Origin of the sequence: Pontibacter sp. E15-1, from assembly GCF_022601975.1 — a bacterium.
Classification (GTDB): Bacteria; Bacteroidota; Bacteroidia; order Cytophagales; family Hymenobacteraceae; genus Pontibacter.
This window is the reverse complement of record NZ_JAKVIR010000027.1, coordinates 22,614-42,402: the sequence shown is the minus strand read 5'-3', so window position 1 is coordinate 42,402 and position 19,789 is coordinate 22,614. Positions and strand designations below refer to the sequence as shown.

Sequence of the window (19,789 nt, the reverse complement as noted above, 5' to 3'; positions counted from 1 at the left end):
GTAGCTTAAACATTTCGCATTTCCCGCATTCTATATGCAGCATTCAAACCACGACAAAACCCGTTATACCACCTTTGAGCGAACTGCCCGCTATATCGGCTTTGCTTTCGCGGGTCTGACCTTCGTGTTGCTGGTTGTCTGCGTCAGTTCGCTGAGCGTAGCCAGAAAAATGCAGCAAAAATATGATTACGAGGTATTGCAGGCCCTAAGCCAGCTGGAAATGGTGAACTTCCTTTTGCACAACCAGGATGACGTCCAGAACCTGCTGCTGGCGCATATCGACACCAGTGATGCAAGCGAGAAACAACGTCTGCATAAAAAAATAAAACGAGAGCACAACCGTAACACGTCCGTCATAAACCGCCTGGAGCGCACAACCGGTTCACCCTTAGAAAGAGATCTACTCAGAGACGTGGTGGCAGAGCGAGTCGTTTATTACAAACTTGCCGATAGCCTTGTTAGCCTGAGCAATCAGCATCGGATGGAGGAGGCTGAGGCTTTTGCCCAAGGTTATCTATACCCAAGCTATGAGCGTCACGAGCGGCGCCTGATTAAATTCAGCGAGCTGGTAAACGCGGCCGCTGGCCGAAAGGTCCAGGTGGCCTTCACGGGCATCAACTCCTCTGTAAACACGCAGATTTTCCTCCTGATTCTGGCTATGGTTGCCGCTGTGGGAGGTGCTATCATCATTCACTGGGTCCTCAAATGGCTGCGGCAGGAAAATATGCTGCTCAGTGTCGAGATTACCGAGCGGATTAAACTCGAGGAGGAACTACAGCAGCAGCGCCGGGAGTATAAGATGTTGTTCAACCGAAACCCGCTGCCCATGTGGGTATACGACAAGGAGACCCTTCGTTTTCTGGAAGTGAACAAAGCCGCCGTGGCAGAATACGGGTACACTGAGGCTGAGTTTCTGCAAATGACGCTGCTCGACATACGGCCTGAGTCCGAACAGGCCAGATTGAAGAAACAACTGCAACGATCTGAAAGTTTAGCCATCCTGAACAGCAACGGCTACCTGCACCGGCGAAAGAACGGCGCTGTGTTCAAGGTAGAGATCAAGTCGCATAGCCTGCCCCGAAAGCAAGAGGCAAACCCGCGCCTGGTTGTGGCCGTGAATGTGCAGAAACGCGAGGATGCCCTGGAGAAACTCAAAAAGAATGAGATGCTCCTGCGGGAGGTAAGCTCCAGCGTACCTGGCGCAGTGTTTCAGTACCAGATGGAGGCCGACGGCAAGGTGAGCTTCAACTACATCAGTGAGGGTGTGCAGGAGCTTTGTGGTGTGGCTCCGAAGGATGTGTACCGCGACCCGCGGCTGCTATACAAAAATGTTTACCCCGCAGATATGGTAGAGTTGCAGCGTGCTACCCAGGAAAGCTCGCGCAAGCTCATACCCTGGGAACAGGAGATCAGGGTATGGCATCCCACGCTTAAAAAATACATCTGGGTGCGCGGCCATAGCCTCCCCACAGCCAAAGAGAACGGTGTGGTGTTCTGGAACGGCACGTTCATCAACATTTCGACGCAGAAAGACGCCCAGGAGCAGCTAAAGCGCAACGAGGCCGACCTGAGGGCCCTGCTCGACAGCTCGCTACAGTCCATTTTTCTGTTAGACGAGAACCTGAACGTGCTCTCATTCAATAAAGAGGCCGCTGCCGATGTGCACCGGCACTTGCTGAAAGAGCTGAAGGCCGGGCAGAGTTTGAAGGAGTTCATGGCCCCATCGCAGCTACCAGACATTGTTGAGAATCATGCCAAGGCGATGCGTGGCGAGACCGTGATGTATGAGATTGGCCAGGGCGACTACTGGCACGAAATCACGTACCAGCCGGTAGTGAGCCCTGAGCATACAACCCTCGGCGTTGCCCTGAACATACGGGATATTTCGGAGCAGAAGAAAAACTTCGAGATTATCAGGCAGAAAGAGCTCCAACTGGCCCGGGCGCAGCAACTGGCCAAACTCGGGAGCTGGGAGTATAACCTCGCCCAGGATGTCCTCACCTGGTCAGACAGCACCTTCGCCATATATGGACTCAAAAAAGGCAAATTCATACCTACAAGGCATAACATGTTCTCCTGCATCCATCCGGAAGACCGGGTTAAGGTGCAGCAGGCGCACCAGCGCACGATAGACAGCAAACAACTCCTGAACCTGGAGTACCGCATCCTGCTCGACGGGGAAAAGGAGGCTCATTTGTACGAGGTTGCCGAGGCTGTGTGCGATAAAAAGGGCAGGGTGATTAAACTTTACGGCACCGTGCAGGACATCACGGAGCGCAAAAAGGCAGAGCAGGAAATAAAAGATGCCAGAAACCTGCTCCAAAGCACAATTGAGAACATCCCTGAGATTATTTTCACGGCAAACGCGGATTTTAACATTCTCTACATCAGCCCGCAGTGCGCCCAGATTACAGGATACGCGGAAGCGTTTTATCTGGGGAAAGCCGCTGACTGGCTGAACGTTATCCACCAGGAAGACAAAAAGCCGCTGCTGCAGCACATAGTCCCCCGGGTGCTGCAGGGTATGACGCAGGAGTTTGAGATGCGCATGCTCGACAGCGATGGCCGGTTGCGCTGGTTGCTGCTTCGGCTGTCGCCGGGCAAGAACCACCTCGGGGAAGTGGTTCGTATCTACGGGTCGGCCTCCGACATGACGGCGTACAAGGAGACAGAGGCCCGGCAGTTGGTCCTCTCCCAGCAACTGCAGAAGCAAAACCAGAACCTGCAGCAGTTCGCCTATATCGTGTCGCATAACCTCAGGGCCCCGATTGCCAACATGCTGGGCCTCACCTCTATCTATAACCGCAATGATCTTGGCTCGCCTATCAATCAAAAGGTGATAGACAACATGATCAAGTCTGCCCGGCTCCTGGATACCACGATCCGGGATTTGAACGATATTTTAACGATCAGGAGCCAGATCGGCAATTCAGACGAGTTGGTGTCGTTGGAGTGCCTTTTTCAGGATGTGCAGGAACTGCTTAAGGGCGAAATTGACACGTATGAGGTATGTATAACGCAGGATTTCAGCGAGGCCCCCACCCTGCGCACGGTACGGAGCTATGCGCACAGCATTCTCCTGAATTTGATCTCTAATGCCGTAAAGTATAAATGCCCGAGCAGAAAACTTGTCATTAAGGTTACCACATTCAGGGTAAACGACTATATTTGTCTCCGCGTACAGGACAATGGCTCAGGTATTGACCTTGAAAAACAGCGGAACAATATCTTTGGTCTGTACAAGCGGTTTCACAAAGGCATTGAAGGCAAGGGCATAGGACTTCATTTGGTTAAAACCCAGGTCGAGATGCTGGAAGGAAAGGTAGAAGTTGAAAGCAAGCCAAATGAGGGAACAGTTTTTAACGTCTACTTCAAAAATTAGGGATTTTTTCAGTAATGAGTATATTAAAGAAGGTAATACTAATAGATGATGATCAGGTAAACAATTTTGTTTGCGAGAGCATTATACGCAACGAAGGCTTTGCTCAGGAGATCATCAGCTTTGAATGGGCCGAGGACGCTTTAAATTACTTGCAGCAGGAATCCTCCAAGGGCCAGGCGCACTTCCCAGACCTTATTTTTCTGGATATAAACATGCCCGGCATGAACGGCTGGACGTTTATCGACGAGTACCGGAAACTTTCTCCTGACACAACTTCGCATTGCCTGCTGTTCATGCTTTCCTCCGCAGTGGACAGAAAAGATATCCTCACTGCCAAAAGCATCCAGGAAGTAAAAGAGTTTTTCTCCAAGCCCCTATCACCGGAGATCCTCAACATCATCCGCGAGGATTACCTCGTTAGCTAAGCGCTCTCCTCCTCCCCTCACCCCTCCATACCCCATTGCCCCTTCTTAACAATGTCTATACACGGGTATACGTTTTATCGCGTACTCTAATTTTTTTTAGTCTCTCCTTTCCCGATTTCCTGTTCATCATTTAGCTGCACATTTGAAAAGATATAGGCGTTACAGCAACGCAAAGCTTTATATTTGTTTTAGTATATATATTATTTAACTTATACAATAACTAGGGCAATAAGCATAACTTTTATTTTTTTTATTTGCATTATACAACCATAAAGGTGTAGGTCCGTATTTCAATTCAACTAACACAATATTTATATATTCTGATTTATAGTTGTACTGATTTTATACTTAACTTATACCTACCCATGAAAAAGTTTTTACTCTTCGCTTTCGTATCAATTTTATTTGTCGCTAACGCATCTGCCCAAGCTACTATTGGTGGCCCTATTAACGCCAGAGTTGAGGCGGCCTGCACTGAGATTACTCGCACGATGGCGCGCGAGCTGCACCTCAATGAGTTGGGGTATATAAAACTAAAAGAACTCAATCGGGGCCACCTGGCTAAAATAGATGCTTTGGTACAGACGTACGAAGCACAGGATGTTAAGCTGAAAGAGGAAATGGAGAAATTAGAGCTGGCTTACGAGGAAGCGCTTACGACTTTGTTGACGCCGAAGCAGCAGGAGGTTTATTTTGACGCCAAGCAGGAGTTTGACCAAGCCAAGTTTGTGGCCGTGGTTTTTAAGAAATAATATTGAGCAACCCTCGGGCCGCTATAGAATAATCGACCGCATTTATACCTTATACCCATAAAAAGAAAAGGGGAGCCATTTGGCTCCCCTTTTCTTTTAGTTGTTGTGTACTCAACAAAGTTGATTAGCGACGGCTGTAATCCGCGTCGTCTGGCTCCTCTTTGTCTTCTCCTAAAGGCTGGTCGCCGCGCCGGATCCCGGCCACGTTGTCGTCCATACCGGTATCGCTGCCTTCAAACTCAAAGCCCGGTCCCTGCGCAAACGACTCAGTGCTTTTTGGATCGTTCGCGCCATAGCCCGTCGTCTCGTTTCCACCAATGTGGAGATTCTCTAATTTGTCTTTATGGTTCGGGCGCTCGGTTTCGCCGTTAGGGCCAATGTTACGCTTTGCGGATGGGTCCGGGTGATTTCCCATACCCACACGTTCACGGTAATCGTTATTGATATTATCAGGAGTTTTTTCCTGATCTTCTGCTTTATCGCTCATGGTTCGAATCTTTTGATACTGTAGAGGTATACGCGCCGCCGAAGCACATGTTCTGAAGCCAGCCGTTCCTTCTTCAAGCCGTCCTGGCGCGCTATTCGGGTTGACCCAATACTCGACCAATTTAATTACCAGAATTAGTGTTTGTTTTTATATGCACAGAAATGGCCTTTATGCCTAATTCTTAATTTCTAATTTGGCGAAGCCCTCGGGGTATATCGTGGATATGGATGAGTTAAAAAGTCTCCCCAGACCCTGGGAAAAAGCAGGCCACTTGCTAAACCGAGCCCCGGTTTTTTATCTTTGCAAGTAATTTGATGCCAATGGCACCACTGTCGCGAAAAATTCGTTTGGCTGAATAGCAAAGTACCAACGCAACCCGCTTATGAAACTCACAAAAATATATGACCCCCGGGAGATGAACTCATACCAGTTTGTAGCGGCCACGGGCCTGGTCATGACGGTGGTGGCAAACATTATACTGCTGCTGATTGGGAAGGCCGTACAGAACTTCGAGGCGCTATACCTGTGCTGGATTGTGTTCTTTGTGCTGGGCACCATTGTCAACTACAACAGTACCCCCGACGACCACGATCATCACCATCACCACTAGACACACGCAGCCACGAGGGTATAAAAAAAATCAGGCTACCGCAAAGCTTTAGCCTGATCTATTAACACAAACAATATTTATTCTCCTTTAGAACGAATACCCGATGGAGGCTTTTACCACCCTGTTAAAGGTGTCGAAGCTCCCGTTTTTATCTACAGTGTTCAGGCCATAGTCGTAGCCAGCGCTGATGTTGAAGCCGCTGGCGAACTTATACCCCAAACCGCCCGTCACGGCCACATCCACCTCTCGTACCTGGTTCTTTATATCAAACTCGCGGTTCAGGGCATTAAAGCCCAAAGCGCCCGCCTGGGTTTTCACCTTGTTAGAAACGAGGTATGACACCTGCGGCCCCGCAAATACATGGAAACCCTCGCCAATGTATACCTTTGCCAACACAGGCAGGTCTATATACTCGGCTTTGTTCGTGATGGTCACATTCGTGTTCAAGAAGTCCAGCTCCTCCACCGGTATTTTGCCATGCAACACGGTTCCTTTCTGCGAGTACTGCAGCCCTGGCTCAATTTCGAACCCCGGCAGCACAGGTATGGAAACATACCCCCCTACATGGAAGCCCGTCCGCGACCGCTGCGCCACGGTGCCATTGGTCCTGTCGGCCAGATCCTGCACGCTTTGCATTGTTTCACCTTCCCAGTCGGCCACGTTTAAGCCGGCCCTCACCCCAAAACGAACTGGCGAGACAGACGTGACTTGTGCCTGCGGTCTGCCGCTGTTATACCTGTTCTGGCTTTGTGCAGCGGCATCATTCAGCATGAAGCCCAGCCCTGCTGCCATAAGTAAAAATATCTTTTTCATGATCGGATTCTTTAAACCAAACTCTGTTATAGGATAAGCTGCGCTGCTTGTGGGTGCAGAAAGGAAATACCATGCCAAAAACTCACTTTTTACATAATTAAGCCGAATCCCAAAAACATAAATCTGATTATCAGTTATTTATCTAAATATACTTTTATGTGTGTAGCCAGAAAACGCTACTAATGGTTTACATTTATGCGTAATCATGTATAGGCTATGCAGAATACTTGTAAAAAATCCGGCATTTGCTTCAGCCAAACCATCGTCAACTTTTCTCCCATACATATAGAGTGTGGGGCCGGGGAAAGCGGATGCAATAGCAAGAAGAAAGCAGCGGCAAAAAAATTAAAATAGTAGCTTTGCACCCGAAACAGATGGATGTAGCTATGAGCGAAAAAACACAGGTGCGCCTGAAGCAACTGGCCGTGCACCGGGTCGGGAATAAAGCCAAAGAAGAAGGCGTAGTTGCGTCGAAAGAAACGGTGGACCTACGGGACGAGCAGCTGAACGACCTGCTGCTGAACTATTTTCTGGCGCCCTTCAAGCAGGAGGAGTTCTTCCGGTTCACCCATACCTCCGACATTGCCCTGAACGAGATGTTTGCCTACTCGGCCCTTATCTTCAGCGACCCGGCGAAGTTTTTTGAGTACTCCATCCATATCCTCAACCACCTCTATGCACAGTCGGATCACCCGAAGGTGAAGAGCGGGGAGCTGTATGTGGTGCACTTTGCCGGATGTTTGATGGAAGACGAGTTTGTGGAAGCGGTGGGCATCTTTAAATCCGAGAACAAGGACACGTTCCTTACTTTTCAGGACGGAGACGATGACCTGAACGTGAACTACCACTCGGGCGTGAACCTGAAGAGCGTGGACAAGGGCTGCATGATCTTCAACATGGAGGCGGAAGACGGGTTTCGGGTAAAGCTGGTAGATGCCAACAGCACCGATGCCCTGTTCTGGAAAGAGGATTTCCTGAACGTGGCCGAGCTCAAGGACACCAACTTCACGACCAAGGCTGTGCTCAATCTCTGCAAAGACTTTTCGGAGGAGGTGTTTGCCCGCACCGAGAGCAAGAAAGCGCAGGTGGAGTTTATGAGCAAATCAGTGGATTACTTCTCCAAGAGCGAGATGTTTGACCTGGAGGAGTTTACCAGCAGCGTGATAGACGAGCCCGAAACCAAGGAGCGCTTCAAAAACTACAGCCAGGCCTTTGCCGAAGAGCGCGACATTGAGGGTTTTACCGACTTTGCCATCAACAAAAACACCGTGCGCAACATGAAGCGAAAATTCCGGAACTTCATCAAGCTCGACACTCAGATAGAGATCAAGTTTAGCGGCCATAACCCCGAACAAAGCGAGCAGTACGTGGAGCGCGGCTTCGACAACGAACGCGGGATGCATTTTTACAAAGTATACTTTCATAGCGAGAGCTAGCGTTTACCATTTCAGAACTAAAGTCGGTGCAGCCGGGTTAAGAAGCCTTAGGAAGCAGAATTCGGAACGATAATTGTTTTGACGCACCAGATTGAAGAGACAGCCTTATGAAGAAAATAGCCTTAGCCTTTGTATTTACCTTTGCCACCTTCGCCGGGTTTGCCCAGACTACCGGTGCCAAACAACCTGCAAAGGCCACCACACAGCCAGCGCAGAAGTCATTGGAGCAGCGTGCCGATGAGATCACAGCAGGAATGGCCCGCAACCTGCGCCTGACCCCGGAGCAGACGAGCAAGATTAGGTCGATTAACCGCACCAGCATGCAAAGCGCCGAGGCCGCAAAGCAGAAATACAAAAAAGAGCCCCGCCTGATTGTGCAGCAGATGGACATGATCAGCCAGACCCGGCTTTCACAACTGAAGGATGTGCTATCGCCGATCCAGTTTCAGCAGTACCAACAACGCCGCGAGGAAAAAATGGGCGTGCCGCGCGAGGCACAGAGCAATCCGAGCCAGCCCGGTGCCACGCACCAGGAAAGCTATTGATCCCTATACCACTGCACCGTTCACCAAACAACCCGGAGCCACACGATGTGGCTCTTTTTTTTGCCGTCACCTCGCATCAACCCCTAGCAATGGCTTCTTCATATATGAACTCTCAAACCTCCATACATACAGCAAAACATCTATAGCAGGTTATGGAATCACTTCCAGGACTTTCGCATCAAATCGAAACACGGAGCGAAAGCAGTCTGCAGCCTGCCGTTTGGTCAAAAGACGCAACAAGGGCAGCTTTGCGAAAGTCCTGTGATATATAACTACTGTTTCGCTGCAACTATGACTGAAATCTGGATTATAGCTTAAGTCAGAATCATCCGTCTGGTCAGCCTTATTGCAGGTCTTTCCCGATCAAACTCTTTCATATTCATATCCAAAATATCAGGTTCGTCGGATACGCCATAGGGCCGTTGAAGGAACATTTCACATTTGCATGGTTTTCAGCCACGCCTTCGGTATCCATACAGGCAGGAGAAGCTGACTCGAAGGGCTCCTGAAAACGCAGTGCATTATCCCCGCTGCGGCTGGACAGAATCAAAAGAACAAGGAGGGCAGGGTATATACTCTGCCCTCCTTGTTCTAATCCGGGATAATTTTTATACCGCTTCTGCGGTATCTGCTGTTTCAAAAACGGGCCGCTCGATGCTTCTTTCCACCTCTGGTTGCTCCTGCAGTAGGCTCTGCCGCTGGTGCTCTGTTACAACAGCCCCTGGCGGGTAAAACAGGAGCCGGTATACCTCCCCCACCGATTTGGTATGCCTCAGGTCTTTAACGATATCCACCCACTCATGGAAAACCAGGTAGATCGGGTTGAATGAGGTAACGGGTTTGGTCAGGCCATACTTGGGCGTTTCCACCTCTGGCTCAAAGGTGCCAAACATCCGGTCCCAGATGATGAACGTGGAGCCGTAGTTTTTGTCGATGTACTGTGGGTTAGAGCCATGGTGAACGCAGTGGTGTGAGGGCGTCACGAAGATATACTCGATGGGTGCAGGGAGTTTTTTCACGAGCTCGGTGTGCACGAAAAACTGGTAGAGCACCGCCACCTGGTGGCATATAAAAAACGTAAACGGGTCAATGCCCAGCAAGGGCACAGGCAGGAAAAAGATGAACTTGATGTGCTGCGTCCAGCTGGTGCGGAACGAAACGGAGAAGTTCATGCGCTCGGAAGAGTGGTGCGTAACGTGTGTGGCCCACCAGAAACGCTGTTCGTGCGCAATGCGGTGCGCCCAGTATCGGCAGAAGTCGACGGCTACGAAGCACACCACAAAGCCCCACCACGTGCGCGGCATAGCCCAGGGCACAGCATTATAAATTACCAGGGCCACACTAAAGAGCCATACCTTCAGCACACCGCTCAGCACCGTGTTCACGGCGCCAATGGTCAGGGCCGACATGAACTCGGTTTTGTGGTAGGAGTTTCGCTTCCGGTATACCCCCACCAGCCACTCCCCCACTACCGACAGCACGATCACCGGTATGGCATAGTGCATAATCGTCAGGTCGTTGAGGTGCTGCAAATCATCAAAGGTAAAAAGCTGTTTTTCCATAGGTGTGTGTTCGCTGGTTGGCTAAAGTCTAATGAACGGCCAATTGCGCAAAGGGTTAATTCCTAAACAGGCCAAAACGGCCATCTACGCAAATAAACCATGTGGCCAGACGGATTCGGCGGCTAAACACAGAAAATAGCGATCCAATGGCTTATCGATAAAATAATTTGCTTTTGTACATTTGCACAAAAAGCTATAGGTATATGCGCATCCGAAAAAAAGTGAAGGCAACTGTCCCGGCGCGGGGCTCCCGTTTCGGGGCGCTCGACGTGTTTGTGAAAGCGGCTGAAAAAGAGAACTGGACAGAGGAAGAGATTCAGTTTGTGATAAACGAAGTGGTAGAGGCTCAAAACGATCAGGAGGGGTTTGAGATACTCAAAGAGTATAGCAACTAAAGGGCCCGGGAACAAGGACTCCAACCCTCACACAGTTAGGAAAACCTGGCGATCGTCATCGATGAAGCAAACTTCACTACAAGGTGTCGTCAGAATACTTTTCTAATGTTCTCGTTAAAATAATCCATACAGCCGCATTGCACAACAACCGCACCATTCTTTATACTACCTTATATATGTTTCAGGGCTGAAATTAATGAAACCGACTTACTTGGGTGAGCATCGCCTATGTATAAAGGCAGTGTTATGCCTCCCCGGAGTTTTGGCCTTGGTTTGAGGGATGCTGTTCCTGTTGGTTGAGCACTACCTTCAGCTCATCGCGCAGCAGCTTTATTTCTTCATGCAGTGCTTTCACCTGTCGCGTGCCCACCACCTCGGCATCATCGCTTCCGGCATCGCGGTCGATAAAGAAAGTGGCCAGTGTGGCGGTGAAGTAGCCGAACACAGCAAAGCCATACATAGCCAGCAGCAGACACAGCACGCGCCCCTCCGGGGTTACCGGAAAATAGTCGCTTCCGATAGAGGTCAGTAGCATCACCGTCCACCACACCGACTCACCGTAGGTCTTGAGGCCGTGCTCATTTTCCAGCGCATACATGCCAGCGGCACCAGCCACTACCACCACCAGTGTAAGGGCAGCCACGTAGCCGAACGCCCGCCTCGACATGGTTTTGGTCAGGCTGCGCATACCCCTGTTAATCGATCCAACCACCTTCACGAGGCGCAGCCCACGGGTGGCCCGCACTGTGCTGATGAGCCGAAAGGCACGCGTAATGCGGAAGAGCCGCAGCGCGGGCACAAACAGCGAGATAGTGGTCAGCACGTTGCGCTTCAGAAAGAGCAGCTTGTGCGGAGCCAGTATAAGCTTAAGGAGAAAGTCGAGGATGAAAATCCCCCAGATAGTATTGCTGATGAGTTGCAGCACCGTGCTAAGCCCTGAAATAAATTCTACAACGAGCAGGATCAGCCATATAAAGCCCAACAAAATCATGGGCAGCTCCAGCGCGTCCTCTATCCTGTTCAGCAGCTCGTAGCGCTCGTGTTCCAGTTCCTGTTTTTCCGGTTCAACCGGTAGCTTCTTGTCCCCCATATCTCTGTTGTTTCACCGCTTTGCGGCTAAGGATAGGGTACGGCAAGGGGGGCAGTTCGTTTCTGAGGTTGGGGGAGATTAGTTTAATTTGGCAATTTTCACATCCTTCCAGTAGCCCATCACCTTGTCTTTCTCACCTACCAGTATGTCGATGCGGTTGCGGATGCGCTTGTTCATGATGTCGCGCACAATGTAGAGGCCGTCCAGTTTCTTGGATACCCCCGTCACCATAAGGGAGTCTCCGTAACTGATGTCGCCTCCCCAGCGGCTGTGCAGGTCCCGCGAGACAGCGATCCAGCGGTGCTTCTTTGGGTTATTCTGATTGATGCGCGACCCGTCGGCGGTGATAAAAGGCGTCTCATCCGTCTGGCCCGGCACCGGGAAGTACACGGATGCGGAAACAGTCATGGTTTCGGTGGTGGCAGGCTGGGGCAGGGCTTCTATGCTTCGGTCCGGGGCTTTAAGCTTCAGGGACGTATGAATCTCTTCAGTAAGTGGTGTTGTGGGTTCTGGGGTAAATAAGGAAAATTCTTCAGCCAAAGCTACCATAATGGAAATCAAGGCTGCGAGTAATTTTGTCCTGAACATTGGTTGTCGTTTCGTGGAACATCGTTTTCGTTAACAATAACCCGCTTAAACGACAGCCAACCTGAATGGTTATCTTTTATACCGCTAATGGCCCGAAAGGGCATTTTTAGCTAAAAACAAAGCATATTACAGTTTTTGTATAATAATATACTATAATATTAATGTGGTATATGCTATATGTTTTAGTTTTAATACTACCCCATACCTATATAGCTAAAAAAATTAGTCACTCACTCACCGCCCGGATAATCTGTTGAAACCAAAGTGGTGTCTGTGGAACATTTCTTTCTGCCTCCGGGATATTCGATTCTATACCCAATTTACGCCAAGGCGGTAGTTGCCAATTTTGTGGCCAGAGAGGTGTAGCCGACTAACGCACACGCTTTCAGGAATTGCTTTTCCGGATATACTTGTCGTAGACGATATACCCGACGAAGGCCCCTAAACTCACCGCGGATACCCAGATCAGGCCGGATTTTAGTCGCTCGTTGTTTTCCCCGAGCCAGGCTAGCAGTACCGTCAGGGGCACGATGCCAGCCAGTGTGGCCGCCATAAACTTAAAGTACCCCATTTTGGCGAGGCCTGCCACAAAACTCACAGCATCGTTCGACAGAAACGGCGAGATACGGGCAATCATCACGGCCCAAATGCCATAACGGTCCACAAAACCCGTCACCTTGCGCTCTGTTTTCTGCCCGATCAGCTTGCCTACCCCAACCTCGCCCACACCGTGCCCTATCCAGTAGCCGATAGACGAGGCCACCGCCACTGCGGCAATGGCTATCAGCGATCCCCAGAACTGCCCATACGCGATGATCGCCACCAGCATCAGGGCCACCACGTTTATCACGAGCAAAAACATCTGGGCCACCATTGCCAGTACGATAAAGAAAGGTCCCCAGTATCCAAACTGGCTCACCCATTGTGAGATACGCTTTTCATCGCCGCTTGTCAGCACGTCCCAGCCATGCTGCACGCCCTGCTGAAAACCCGGAAATACAAAGTAGGCGGCAACTCCCGCAGCCAGCAGCAAGCCCGTGATGATCAGGGGCCACTTGCTCTCCTTTATCTCGTCCTGGTTCTTTCCCTTGTGATCTACAGTATTTTCGGTAGTGAGCTCTGGCTGATGCTGGTAATTTCCGCGGATGTGCTGCTGCTGTTTCTTCAGACGCTGCTCATCCTGTTTTTTTTCGGTCATGGTACTTATTTGCTGATATCCATCTGTTAGACGCAGCCGCGGCCTGCTGGGTTGGTGTTTGTCCCGTGCTTGTCGCCGTGTTCAGCAAATAAGTGTACTGCCTCCCTTGCCCGGGCTGGTCCGGGCGCACGGTGTACTGTATACCAAAATAGTGGTAGTGCCTGCCCATGGTGTTGCTCATGTGGCGCTGCACCACATCCGGCGCGATCGGTGGGTGGGCTGCAGGCTTTTTTCTACCCTCGCCATACACGACCGCCGCCACCAACCCGGCCACCAACCCCGACACGTGCCCCTCCCAGGATACCTGCTCTTCGTTCGGGAACAGGCCGTAGAACAGGCCGCTATACAAAAAAAGCACTGCCAGCGAGACGGCCATCGCCCCGCGGTTTTGCCGCAGGAAGCCATTGAACAGCAGGAAACCCGCCAGGCCATACACCAATCCGCTCGCCCCCACGTGGTACGCCTGCCTCCCGATTAGCCAGGTCAGGGCCCCGCTCAGCAAATAGACCAGCAGAAACACGCGGGTGGCCAACCGGCGGTGCAAAAAAAGGATGAACCCCGACAGAAGCACCAACGGAAAGGCATTCGAAAGCAGGTGCAGCAGCCCACTATGTATAAGTGGCCCGGTCACGATCCCAATCAGGCCAAAGAAATTGCGGGGCAAGATGCCAAGCCAGGTCAGGTTGGCGCCCGTCAGAAACGTGAGCAAGCTGATCAGCGCCAGGAGGGCCGCAAAGAGAGCTCCCGGCAGGAAGCTATACCCAAAATGCGTTTGCTCGTCGCGCAGTTCGTCGGTGTAAGGGTCGGATAAAAATATAGGCATGGGTATGGTCAGGAGCCGTCTTAACGCGCTCATTTTCGGGAAAGATAAAGTTTCTAAACAAAAACGGCACGTTAAACTGCAGCTACTTTCCGCTTACTGTCGTAAAGTAGTGGCTTCCTGCCTTGTGTCGCGGGTGGCGCAGCAAATCCTGCCTACTTTTGTCAGAACGCAGCAAGGCACGACCTAAAAGCGCACGAAACCTTAAGAACCGACGTTTAAATCGTACTATGCCCCATCTACAGAACCACTTTTTTATACCTCTTCTCCGCTGGCTACCGGCGCTTGCGCTGCTGCCGTGGATCCTGCTCTCCTGCAACGGCCCCTCCGACAGCAGGCAGCATGCAGTCGTGGCGCAGCCGCAGGGAGTGCTCGCGATGGAGCGGGTGCCGTACGCACGGCCTATGTCGCTGATCGATGCGCTGCAGGAACCGGACTCCTACTGGGTCGACTCTGTGTTCAGGTCCCTGACTCCGGACGAGCGCATTGCCCAGCTCATCATCATCGAGGCTTTCTCCAATCAGGGCCCGGCTTATGAGGCGGACGTGATGCGACTGATCAAACGCTATAAGGTGGGCGGGATAATCTTCTTCCAGGGAGGGCCGGTGCGGCAGGCAAAGCTCACCAACAGCTATCAGGCGGCGGCCAAGGTGCCCCTCCTCATCTCGATGGATGCTGAGACGGGCGTAGGCATGCGCCTCGACAGCACCGTGCAGTATCCCTTTCAGCAGATGCTGGGGGCTGTGGCCGACAATGGCCTGATCTATGGCATGGGGGCGCAGATCGCGGCTGAGTTCAAGCGGCTCGGCATGCACGTGAACTTCGCACCCGTGGCCGACATCAACAACAACCCCAACAACCCGATCATCAGTTACCGGTCTTTTGGCGAGAACCGGCAGGACGTGACCGGCAAAAGCCTTGCTTTTATGCAGGGAATGCAGGAAAACGACATCGTGGCGGTGGCCAAGCACTTTCCGGGCCACGGCGACACCGACGTTGACTCGCATCTCGACCTGCCCGTTATACCCTTCGACAGGCAGCGGCTTGACTCTCTGGAGCTATACCCCTTCCGGGAGCTGATCGACCATGGGCTGGGCGGTATCATGGTGGCGCACATGCACATCCCACGCCTAGACTCTGCGGCGAACCTGCCCTCCACGCTTTCCAGACCCATCGTGGGGGGCTTGCTCAAAAAAGAGCTGGGATTTCAGGGCTTGATCTTCACGGATGCCATGGTGATGAAGGGCGTCACGAAGTATTTCCCGCCCGGTGAGGCCGAGGCCCGGGCCCTGATGGCGGGCAACGACGTGATCGAGCGCCTCAAAAGCGTGCCTGTGGCCATCAAGGCGATAAAAGCCGCCATTGCCCGCGGAGATCTCTCACAGGAAGATATTGACTACCGCTGCAAACGAGTGTTGGCTGCCAAGCAGTGGGTGGGCCTGGACAAGTATAAACCCATTGAGCTCACCAATCTGTATACCGACCTCAACACGCCGGCAGCCGACAGTATAAACCACGCAATTGCCCAGGCGGCCATTACCCTCCTGAACAACCAGAAAGGCATGCTTCCGGTGCGCCAACGCCGCAAGACGCGCATCGCCACCCTCTCCATTGGGGCAAGGAACACAACGGCCTTCCAGCGGCTGATCAAAGAGAAGGCCACCACCACCGACTATATCCTGTCGCGGAAGGCCACGGCAAAAGAGGCCGCTACAATGTGGCAGAAGCTGCAGGCGTATGATGTGGTGCTGGTCGGGCTTTACGGCCCGAGCATCCGGCCAAGCAACAACCTGGGTTATACCAAAGAGGCGGCGGGGCTGGTAACGAAACTGGCTAACGCCAACAAAGCGGTGATCACATTGTTCGACAATGCCTATGCCCTGAACCAGTTTCCGGAGATAGAGAAAAGCCGTGCCCTGGTTCTGGCCTATCAGCCCCACTTCCATGCGCAGGAGGCGGCCGTTAACCTGATTTTCGGCAACATCCCGGCGCGAGGTAAGCTGTCGGTCACGGTCAATAAATATTACCGGTATGGCGATGGGATAAGTAAGGATGTGCCCATACTCCAGGTCCCCTAATATCTTTGGCTACCGCTTTCCGTAAGAAAAGAATGTTCAAAAATTTCAGTCACTATGAATAATTTAAGCTCTATTATCTATACTACCGCCATGGCAAGCCTGGGCATCGGGCTTATAGGTTGTGAGGGCCGTCGGCAGGTTGAGGGCACGGAGGAGATAACCGTGGAAGCCAACGACACCCGCGACACTGCCCACGTGGTGAAAACTGGCCGGACCGCTGAGGATGAGCTGGAGGAGTTCAGAACCTGGCTAAACCGGCAATCGGAGAAGGGAGACACGGCCATACGCCGCGAGTGGCCTGCCGTGCGCGATGAGCTTCGGGAGCGGAACGCCCGGCTGGAGCAGAAATTCGACAGCCTTTCGGCAAGCTCCAAAGATGAATACAGAAACCTGCAGGACCGCTACAACCGCTGGGAAGAGCGCCAGGAGCGCCGCCAACTGCAGCCCCTGCAACCCGCCAAAACGATGGAATGGCAGCAACAACTACTGCGGGAGTACAAGGATCTGGACAATGTACAGCCTCAGAATCTGCGGGAGGCTTACCTGACCTTTATGGGTGAGGTAAGAATAAAGCGCCGCAACTGGACCCAGGATGATTGGGACTACGTGGACTATGTATACAGCAAGCTGAACCAACGCCTCCGCGAAGTGGATAGCAAGCTGAGAACCGGCGACAAGCTCAAAATCCGGACCCTGCAGGCAGAGTACCTGACCCTGGAGGGCGCTGCCGACACCCAGAGCATGCTGCGCGGCAGTAGCCAATAAATGCACTGTAATCCTTTCAACGCAAGTATTGCGGAGTGCCTAAAGCTACGTTTATCACAAAACTGCATATAAATCAGAAGCGCGAAGCCGGTTTAGTCCCAGCCTCGCGCTTTTGATTTATATACCGGGCTGGCAGGCTTACCTGCGGTGCAGCTTTGCCCATTGCTGCGCGATGATGGTTTTGGCATCTGCCGTTACAAGTGCATCCAGTTCCGCTTCGGTATAGCGCACAATTTCTATTTGCTCGTGCTCATGTGGGTTGCCTCCTCCGGTGGCGTGTTGCCGGGATACCTCGGCAAAATACAGCTCCACTTTCTCGGTTGTGCCGCCCGGCGAGGAGTAAAAGGTGTGCAGGTGCTGCAGCCGGTTTACGTGGTATCCGATTTCCTCCTCTATCTCGCGCCTAATGCTTTCCTCGGGTGTCTCGCCCGCGTCAATCATACCGGCCACCACCTCTACCAACTCCGACTCAGGCCCCACCCTGAACTGCCTTGTCAGGATATACTCCTTCTTCTCAGTATCATACACCAGCGCGGCAACAGCGTGGCCCCGGTCAAACTGCTCGCGCGTGAAGGTATGCCCGTTTTGCGCAACCGTCAGTTTGTTTATTTTGAAATAGCCGTCGTAAACGCGCTCTTTTTTCTTGATTTCCATGATATCCTTAAACTTGGTGGGGTATATACCCGGCAATGAAGTACATTCTGATGCGTGCACTGCGTTATTCGTTGTTGCGCTGTGCCGCCTGCTGTGTCCGTTTGGTTAGGAAAGACTCCGACAGCGCCGACTCGCTTTCGCTGCCAGTTGTCCTTTGCTTGCCGATCCCGCCCTCGCCGGGCAGCCACCGGTTCATCAACCCGAACATATCCGTCATAAACTCCGGGGACAAGCCGTGAAGCAAAGCCCCCAGCCGCGCGGGCAGCGTGGTCGTTACCTGTGCGTCGCCGTGGCGCAGGGCATCCAGTATCTTGCGGGCCGTCGCCTCCGCGCTCACAGAGGTCAGCGGGCTGGAGTCCATGATCTTAAACAGCGCATATTCCTTTTTATGCTGCCCTTTCATGATGGCATGGCCTGGGCTTCCGGTTTGGATAAGGCCGGGCGTGGCCGTGGTTACCTTTATGTTATACTGCTTCAGCTCGGCCCGCAGGCCCTCAGACAACCCGACCAGCGCAAACTTGCTCGCGCTGTAAGGAACCAGGTGAGGCACGCTGATGATGCCACCGATGGAGGCCACGTTCAGGATCATCCCCTCGCCGCGCGCTTTCATGGCAGGTAATACCGCCAGTATGGTATAAATGGGCCCCCAATAATGCGTTTTGATTGCCTCATCGAAATCCTCCACCGTCATTTCCGCCACGGGCCCGGCATGGATCACCCCGGCGTTGTTTATGAGCACATCTATTGGCGCGTACTCGTTCTGCACGTTCGTGATCATGTCGTCCACTTCCTGCTGAACCGTCACATCGCACTGCTGCACCAGCACCTCTGCCCCTTTCCCGGCCAGTTCCAGGCGGGCATTCTCCAGTTCCATGGCATCTCGGGCGCAGAGCACAAGGCGCGCGCCCTCGGCAGCCAGTTGGCGGGCCATCACCAGCCCCAGCCCCCTCGAGCCGCCCGTGATCAGCACAGTTTTATTGTTAAAGTCGTAGGCTGTCATTTTTCTGCCCACGGCCCGGGCGGCCAACAGGGCACCCGCACCGGCGGCCAGCCACCACAGCTTCTTCTTTTCGTCTGATTTCATAAGTATAAATTTTTGAATTGAGCGCCCGGAGCACACTGCCGATGGTGCAGGCACTGTGGCCCTCTTTTTTACGGCAGCCCGACACAGCGGTTTGGTGCGCTGCTAACTAGGAGCCTGTTTAGCGGGAGGAGTATTTCTTGGAAAAGATCTTGTTCTGAAATTTTGGGGTATACATCAGCTTGACAGCCGCCAGCATATAATGGTCTTTGGAGGCAGCAGGCAGCAGTTCGGGGCCAATGTTATCCAGGTAATCGGTGGAGGTGATATGGTACATTACCTCGGTGGCCACGCTGTACTCGTCGTTTACTCTAAAGCGCAGCCCCCCGCCAAAAGGTATGGCCAGGGCCAGAGCCGGATAATTTTTCTCCGGGTCGTAGGTGGTCTGAGAATCATTCAGGCGCTCCTGCCCCGGAAACGAGGTAGGGGTATAATAAATAAAGCCGACACCAGCCCGGGCGTATGGCACTATAAAGCGCTTGCGGGTAGAGCGGTACCCGGCGCTGCCAGCGTAGCTGTCGAGCAGGTTATATACCCCGGTCAGGGAAAGAGAAATCACTTCTGAGCGAAAGGAAACGTCCAGGGGGCGGCGCGGGTCTTTCTCGCTGGCGCCTAGGCGGGCATAGTCTAGCTGGCCGCTCACCCCAAGCAATGGGGATAGTTTGTACAGCGCCCCCACACCTACCGTCGGTCCGAAATCGTTGCAACTGGGGCTACCGCAGATGCTGCTTCTCACAGCGGTCAGGCCGCCTCCCACCATCATAACGATGCCCCGCTCCGGCACTTTGCTGATACCGCTTCGCCGGCTCAGAATGGATTGGCCGGAAGCACTGAAATGGAGGTTGATCAGGAAAAAAAACAGAAGGAAAGGGTAAAAATTCCTGTTCATATCAAGACAGGGTTTACTGGTTAGTGGTACATGAAGGCTTCCTCGCAAGATTCAAATATAGCCGAGTCCTCACAAAACATAGCTTGCATACCGCTATTCGGTGGACGCTACTGCGAAGAAGTTTCCCCTTTCTACGTCGGGTTGGCCATAAGGATGAACAAAAATCGATTATTTCATCTTTATATCTAAATAAGCTAATGCTTATACCCCGCTCAGGAG

At 52.3% G+C, this 19,789-nt stretch carries 19 protein-coding genes; 9 read left to right on the top strand and 10 right to left on the bottom strand.

Annotated elements, in window-relative coordinates:
• Positions 1-34 precede the first annotated feature (34 nt).
• The 3 genes from MKJ04_RS17855 (at position 35) to MKJ04_RS17845 (ending at position 4,559) form a co-directional block, all read left to right on the top strand.
• On the top strand, positions 35-3,382 hold the full coding sequence (locus tag MKJ04_RS17855; RefSeq protein ID WP_241643029.1) for a PAS domain S-box protein: 3,348 nt from the start codon (positions 35-37) through the stop codon (positions 3,380-3,382).
• 14 nt (positions 3,383-3,396) lie between these two features.
• Positions 3,397-3,807, top strand: coding sequence for a two-component system response regulator (locus MKJ04_RS17850; RefSeq protein WP_241643028.1), 411 nt, complete (start codon positions 3,397-3,399; stop codon positions 3,805-3,807).
• A gap of 365 nt (positions 3,808-4,172) precedes the next feature.
• Complete coding sequence (locus tag MKJ04_RS17845) at positions 4,173-4,559, top strand: DUF2806 domain-containing protein (RefSeq protein WP_241643027.1); 387 nt, start codon at positions 4,173-4,175, stop codon at positions 4,557-4,559.
• A gap of 124 nt (positions 4,560-4,683) precedes the next feature.
• Here the strand turns inward: MKJ04_RS17845 and MKJ04_RS17840 are convergent, their stop codons facing one another.
• Positions 4,684-5,046: a hypothetical protein gene (locus MKJ04_RS17840; protein WP_241643026.1), complete on the bottom strand. Its 363-nt coding sequence runs from the start codon at positions 5,044-5,046 to the stop codon at positions 4,684-4,686.
• Between the two features lie 382 nt (positions 5,047-5,428).
• On the opposite strand from MKJ04_RS17840, the gene MKJ04_RS17835 reads away from it, so the two are divergent.
• Positions 5,429-5,656: a hypothetical protein gene (locus MKJ04_RS17835; protein ID WP_241643025.1), complete on the top strand. Its 228-nt coding sequence runs from the start codon at positions 5,429-5,431 to the stop codon at positions 5,654-5,656.
• 87 nt (positions 5,657-5,743) lie between these two features.
• On the opposite strand, the gene MKJ04_RS17830 is transcribed toward MKJ04_RS17835, so the two are convergent.
• A complete protein-coding gene (locus tag MKJ04_RS17830; protein WP_241643024.1) occupies positions 5,744-6,469 on the bottom strand; it encodes a porin family protein in 726 nt (241 codons plus the stop codon).
• A gap of 386 nt (positions 6,470-6,855) precedes the next feature.
• Here MKJ04_RS17830 and MKJ04_RS17825 point away from each other — a divergent pair, with 386 nt between their 5' ends.
• The gene (locus MKJ04_RS17825; protein WP_241643023.1) at positions 6,856-7,905 is read left to right on the top strand and encodes a nucleoid-associated protein; all 1,050 of its coding nucleotides are present in this window, start codon (positions 6,856-6,858) and stop codon (positions 7,903-7,905) included.
• A 107-nt stretch (positions 7,906-8,012) separates the two neighbouring features.
• On the top strand, positions 8,013-8,450 hold the full coding sequence (locus MKJ04_RS17820; protein WP_241643022.1) for a hypothetical protein: 438 nt from the start codon (positions 8,013-8,015) through the stop codon (positions 8,448-8,450).
• A gap of 608 nt (positions 8,451-9,058) precedes the next feature.
• On the opposite strand, the gene MKJ04_RS17815 is transcribed toward MKJ04_RS17820, so the two are convergent.
• The gene (locus tag MKJ04_RS17815; RefSeq protein WP_241643021.1) at positions 9,059-10,012 is read right to left on the bottom strand and encodes a sterol desaturase family protein; all 954 of its coding nucleotides are present in this window, start codon (positions 10,010-10,012) and stop codon (positions 9,059-9,061) included.
• 203 nt (positions 10,013-10,215) lie between these two features.
• Here MKJ04_RS17815 and MKJ04_RS17810 point away from each other — a divergent pair, with 203 nt between their 5' ends.
• Complete coding sequence (locus tag MKJ04_RS17810) at positions 10,216-10,407, top strand: hypothetical protein (RefSeq protein ID WP_241643020.1); 192 nt, start codon at positions 10,216-10,218, stop codon at positions 10,405-10,407.
• A 244-nt stretch (positions 10,408-10,651) separates the two neighbouring features.
• Here MKJ04_RS17810 and MKJ04_RS17805 read toward each other — a convergent pair whose 3' ends face one another.
• From MKJ04_RS17805 to MKJ04_RS17790, 4 genes are all read right to left on the bottom strand, one after another.
• Positions 10,652-11,497, bottom strand: a complete 846-nt coding sequence (locus MKJ04_RS17805) for a potassium channel family protein (RefSeq protein ID WP_241643019.1) — start codon at positions 11,495-11,497, stop codon at positions 10,652-10,654.
• 78 nt (positions 11,498-11,575) lie between these two features.
• Positions 11,576-12,037: a hypothetical protein gene (locus MKJ04_RS17800; RefSeq protein WP_241643018.1), complete on the bottom strand. Its 462-nt coding sequence runs from the start codon at positions 12,035-12,037 to the stop codon at positions 11,576-11,578.
• A gap of 433 nt (positions 12,038-12,470) precedes the next feature.
• Positions 12,471-13,283 carry a TVP38/TMEM64 family protein gene (locus tag MKJ04_RS17795; protein WP_241643017.1) on the bottom strand — a complete coding sequence of 271 codons (813 nt, stop codon included), beginning with the start codon at positions 13,281-13,283 and terminating at the stop codon, positions 12,471-12,473.
• Complete coding sequence (locus MKJ04_RS17790; protein WP_241643016.1) at positions 13,261-14,106, bottom strand: rhomboid family intramembrane serine protease; 846 nt, start codon at positions 14,104-14,106, stop codon at positions 13,261-13,263. The genes MKJ04_RS17795 and MKJ04_RS17790 overlap by 23 nt, the downstream gene beginning before the upstream one ends.
• Positions 14,107-14,333: 227 nt before the next feature.
• Here MKJ04_RS17790 and MKJ04_RS17785 point away from each other — a divergent pair, with 227 nt between their 5' ends.
• Both MKJ04_RS17785 and MKJ04_RS17780 read left to right on the top strand, forming a co-directional pair.
• On the top strand, positions 14,334-16,181 hold the full coding sequence (locus MKJ04_RS17785; protein ID WP_241643015.1) for a glycoside hydrolase family 3 protein: 1,848 nt from the start codon (positions 14,334-14,336) through the stop codon (positions 16,179-16,181).
• 54 nt (positions 16,182-16,235) lie between these two features.
• Positions 16,236-16,946 carry a hypothetical protein gene (locus tag MKJ04_RS17780; protein ID WP_241643014.1) on the top strand — a complete coding sequence of 237 codons (711 nt, stop codon included), beginning with the start codon at positions 16,236-16,238 and terminating at the stop codon, positions 16,944-16,946.
• Positions 16,947-17,084: 138 nt separating this feature from the next.
• On the opposite strand, the gene MKJ04_RS17775 is transcribed toward MKJ04_RS17780, so the two are convergent.
• The 3 genes from MKJ04_RS17775 to MKJ04_RS17765 all read right to left on the bottom strand — a co-directional run bounded on the left by MKJ04_RS17775 (position 17,085) and on the right by MKJ04_RS17765 (position 19,570).
• Positions 17,085-17,600, bottom strand: a complete 516-nt coding sequence (locus MKJ04_RS17775) for an NUDIX domain-containing protein (RefSeq protein WP_241643013.1) — start codon at positions 17,598-17,600, stop codon at positions 17,085-17,087.
• Between the two features lie 64 nt (positions 17,601-17,664).
• Positions 17,665-18,684 (bottom strand): SDR family NAD(P)-dependent oxidoreductase, encoded by a 1,020-nt coding sequence (locus MKJ04_RS17770; RefSeq protein WP_241643012.1) that lies wholly within the window; start codon positions 18,682-18,684, stop codon positions 17,665-17,667.
• 118 nt (positions 18,685-18,802) lie between these two features.
• On the bottom strand, positions 18,803-19,570 hold the full coding sequence (locus tag MKJ04_RS17765; RefSeq protein WP_241643011.1) for an outer membrane beta-barrel protein: 768 nt from the start codon (positions 19,568-19,570) through the stop codon (positions 18,803-18,805).
• Positions 19,571-19,789 lie beyond the last annotated feature (219 nt).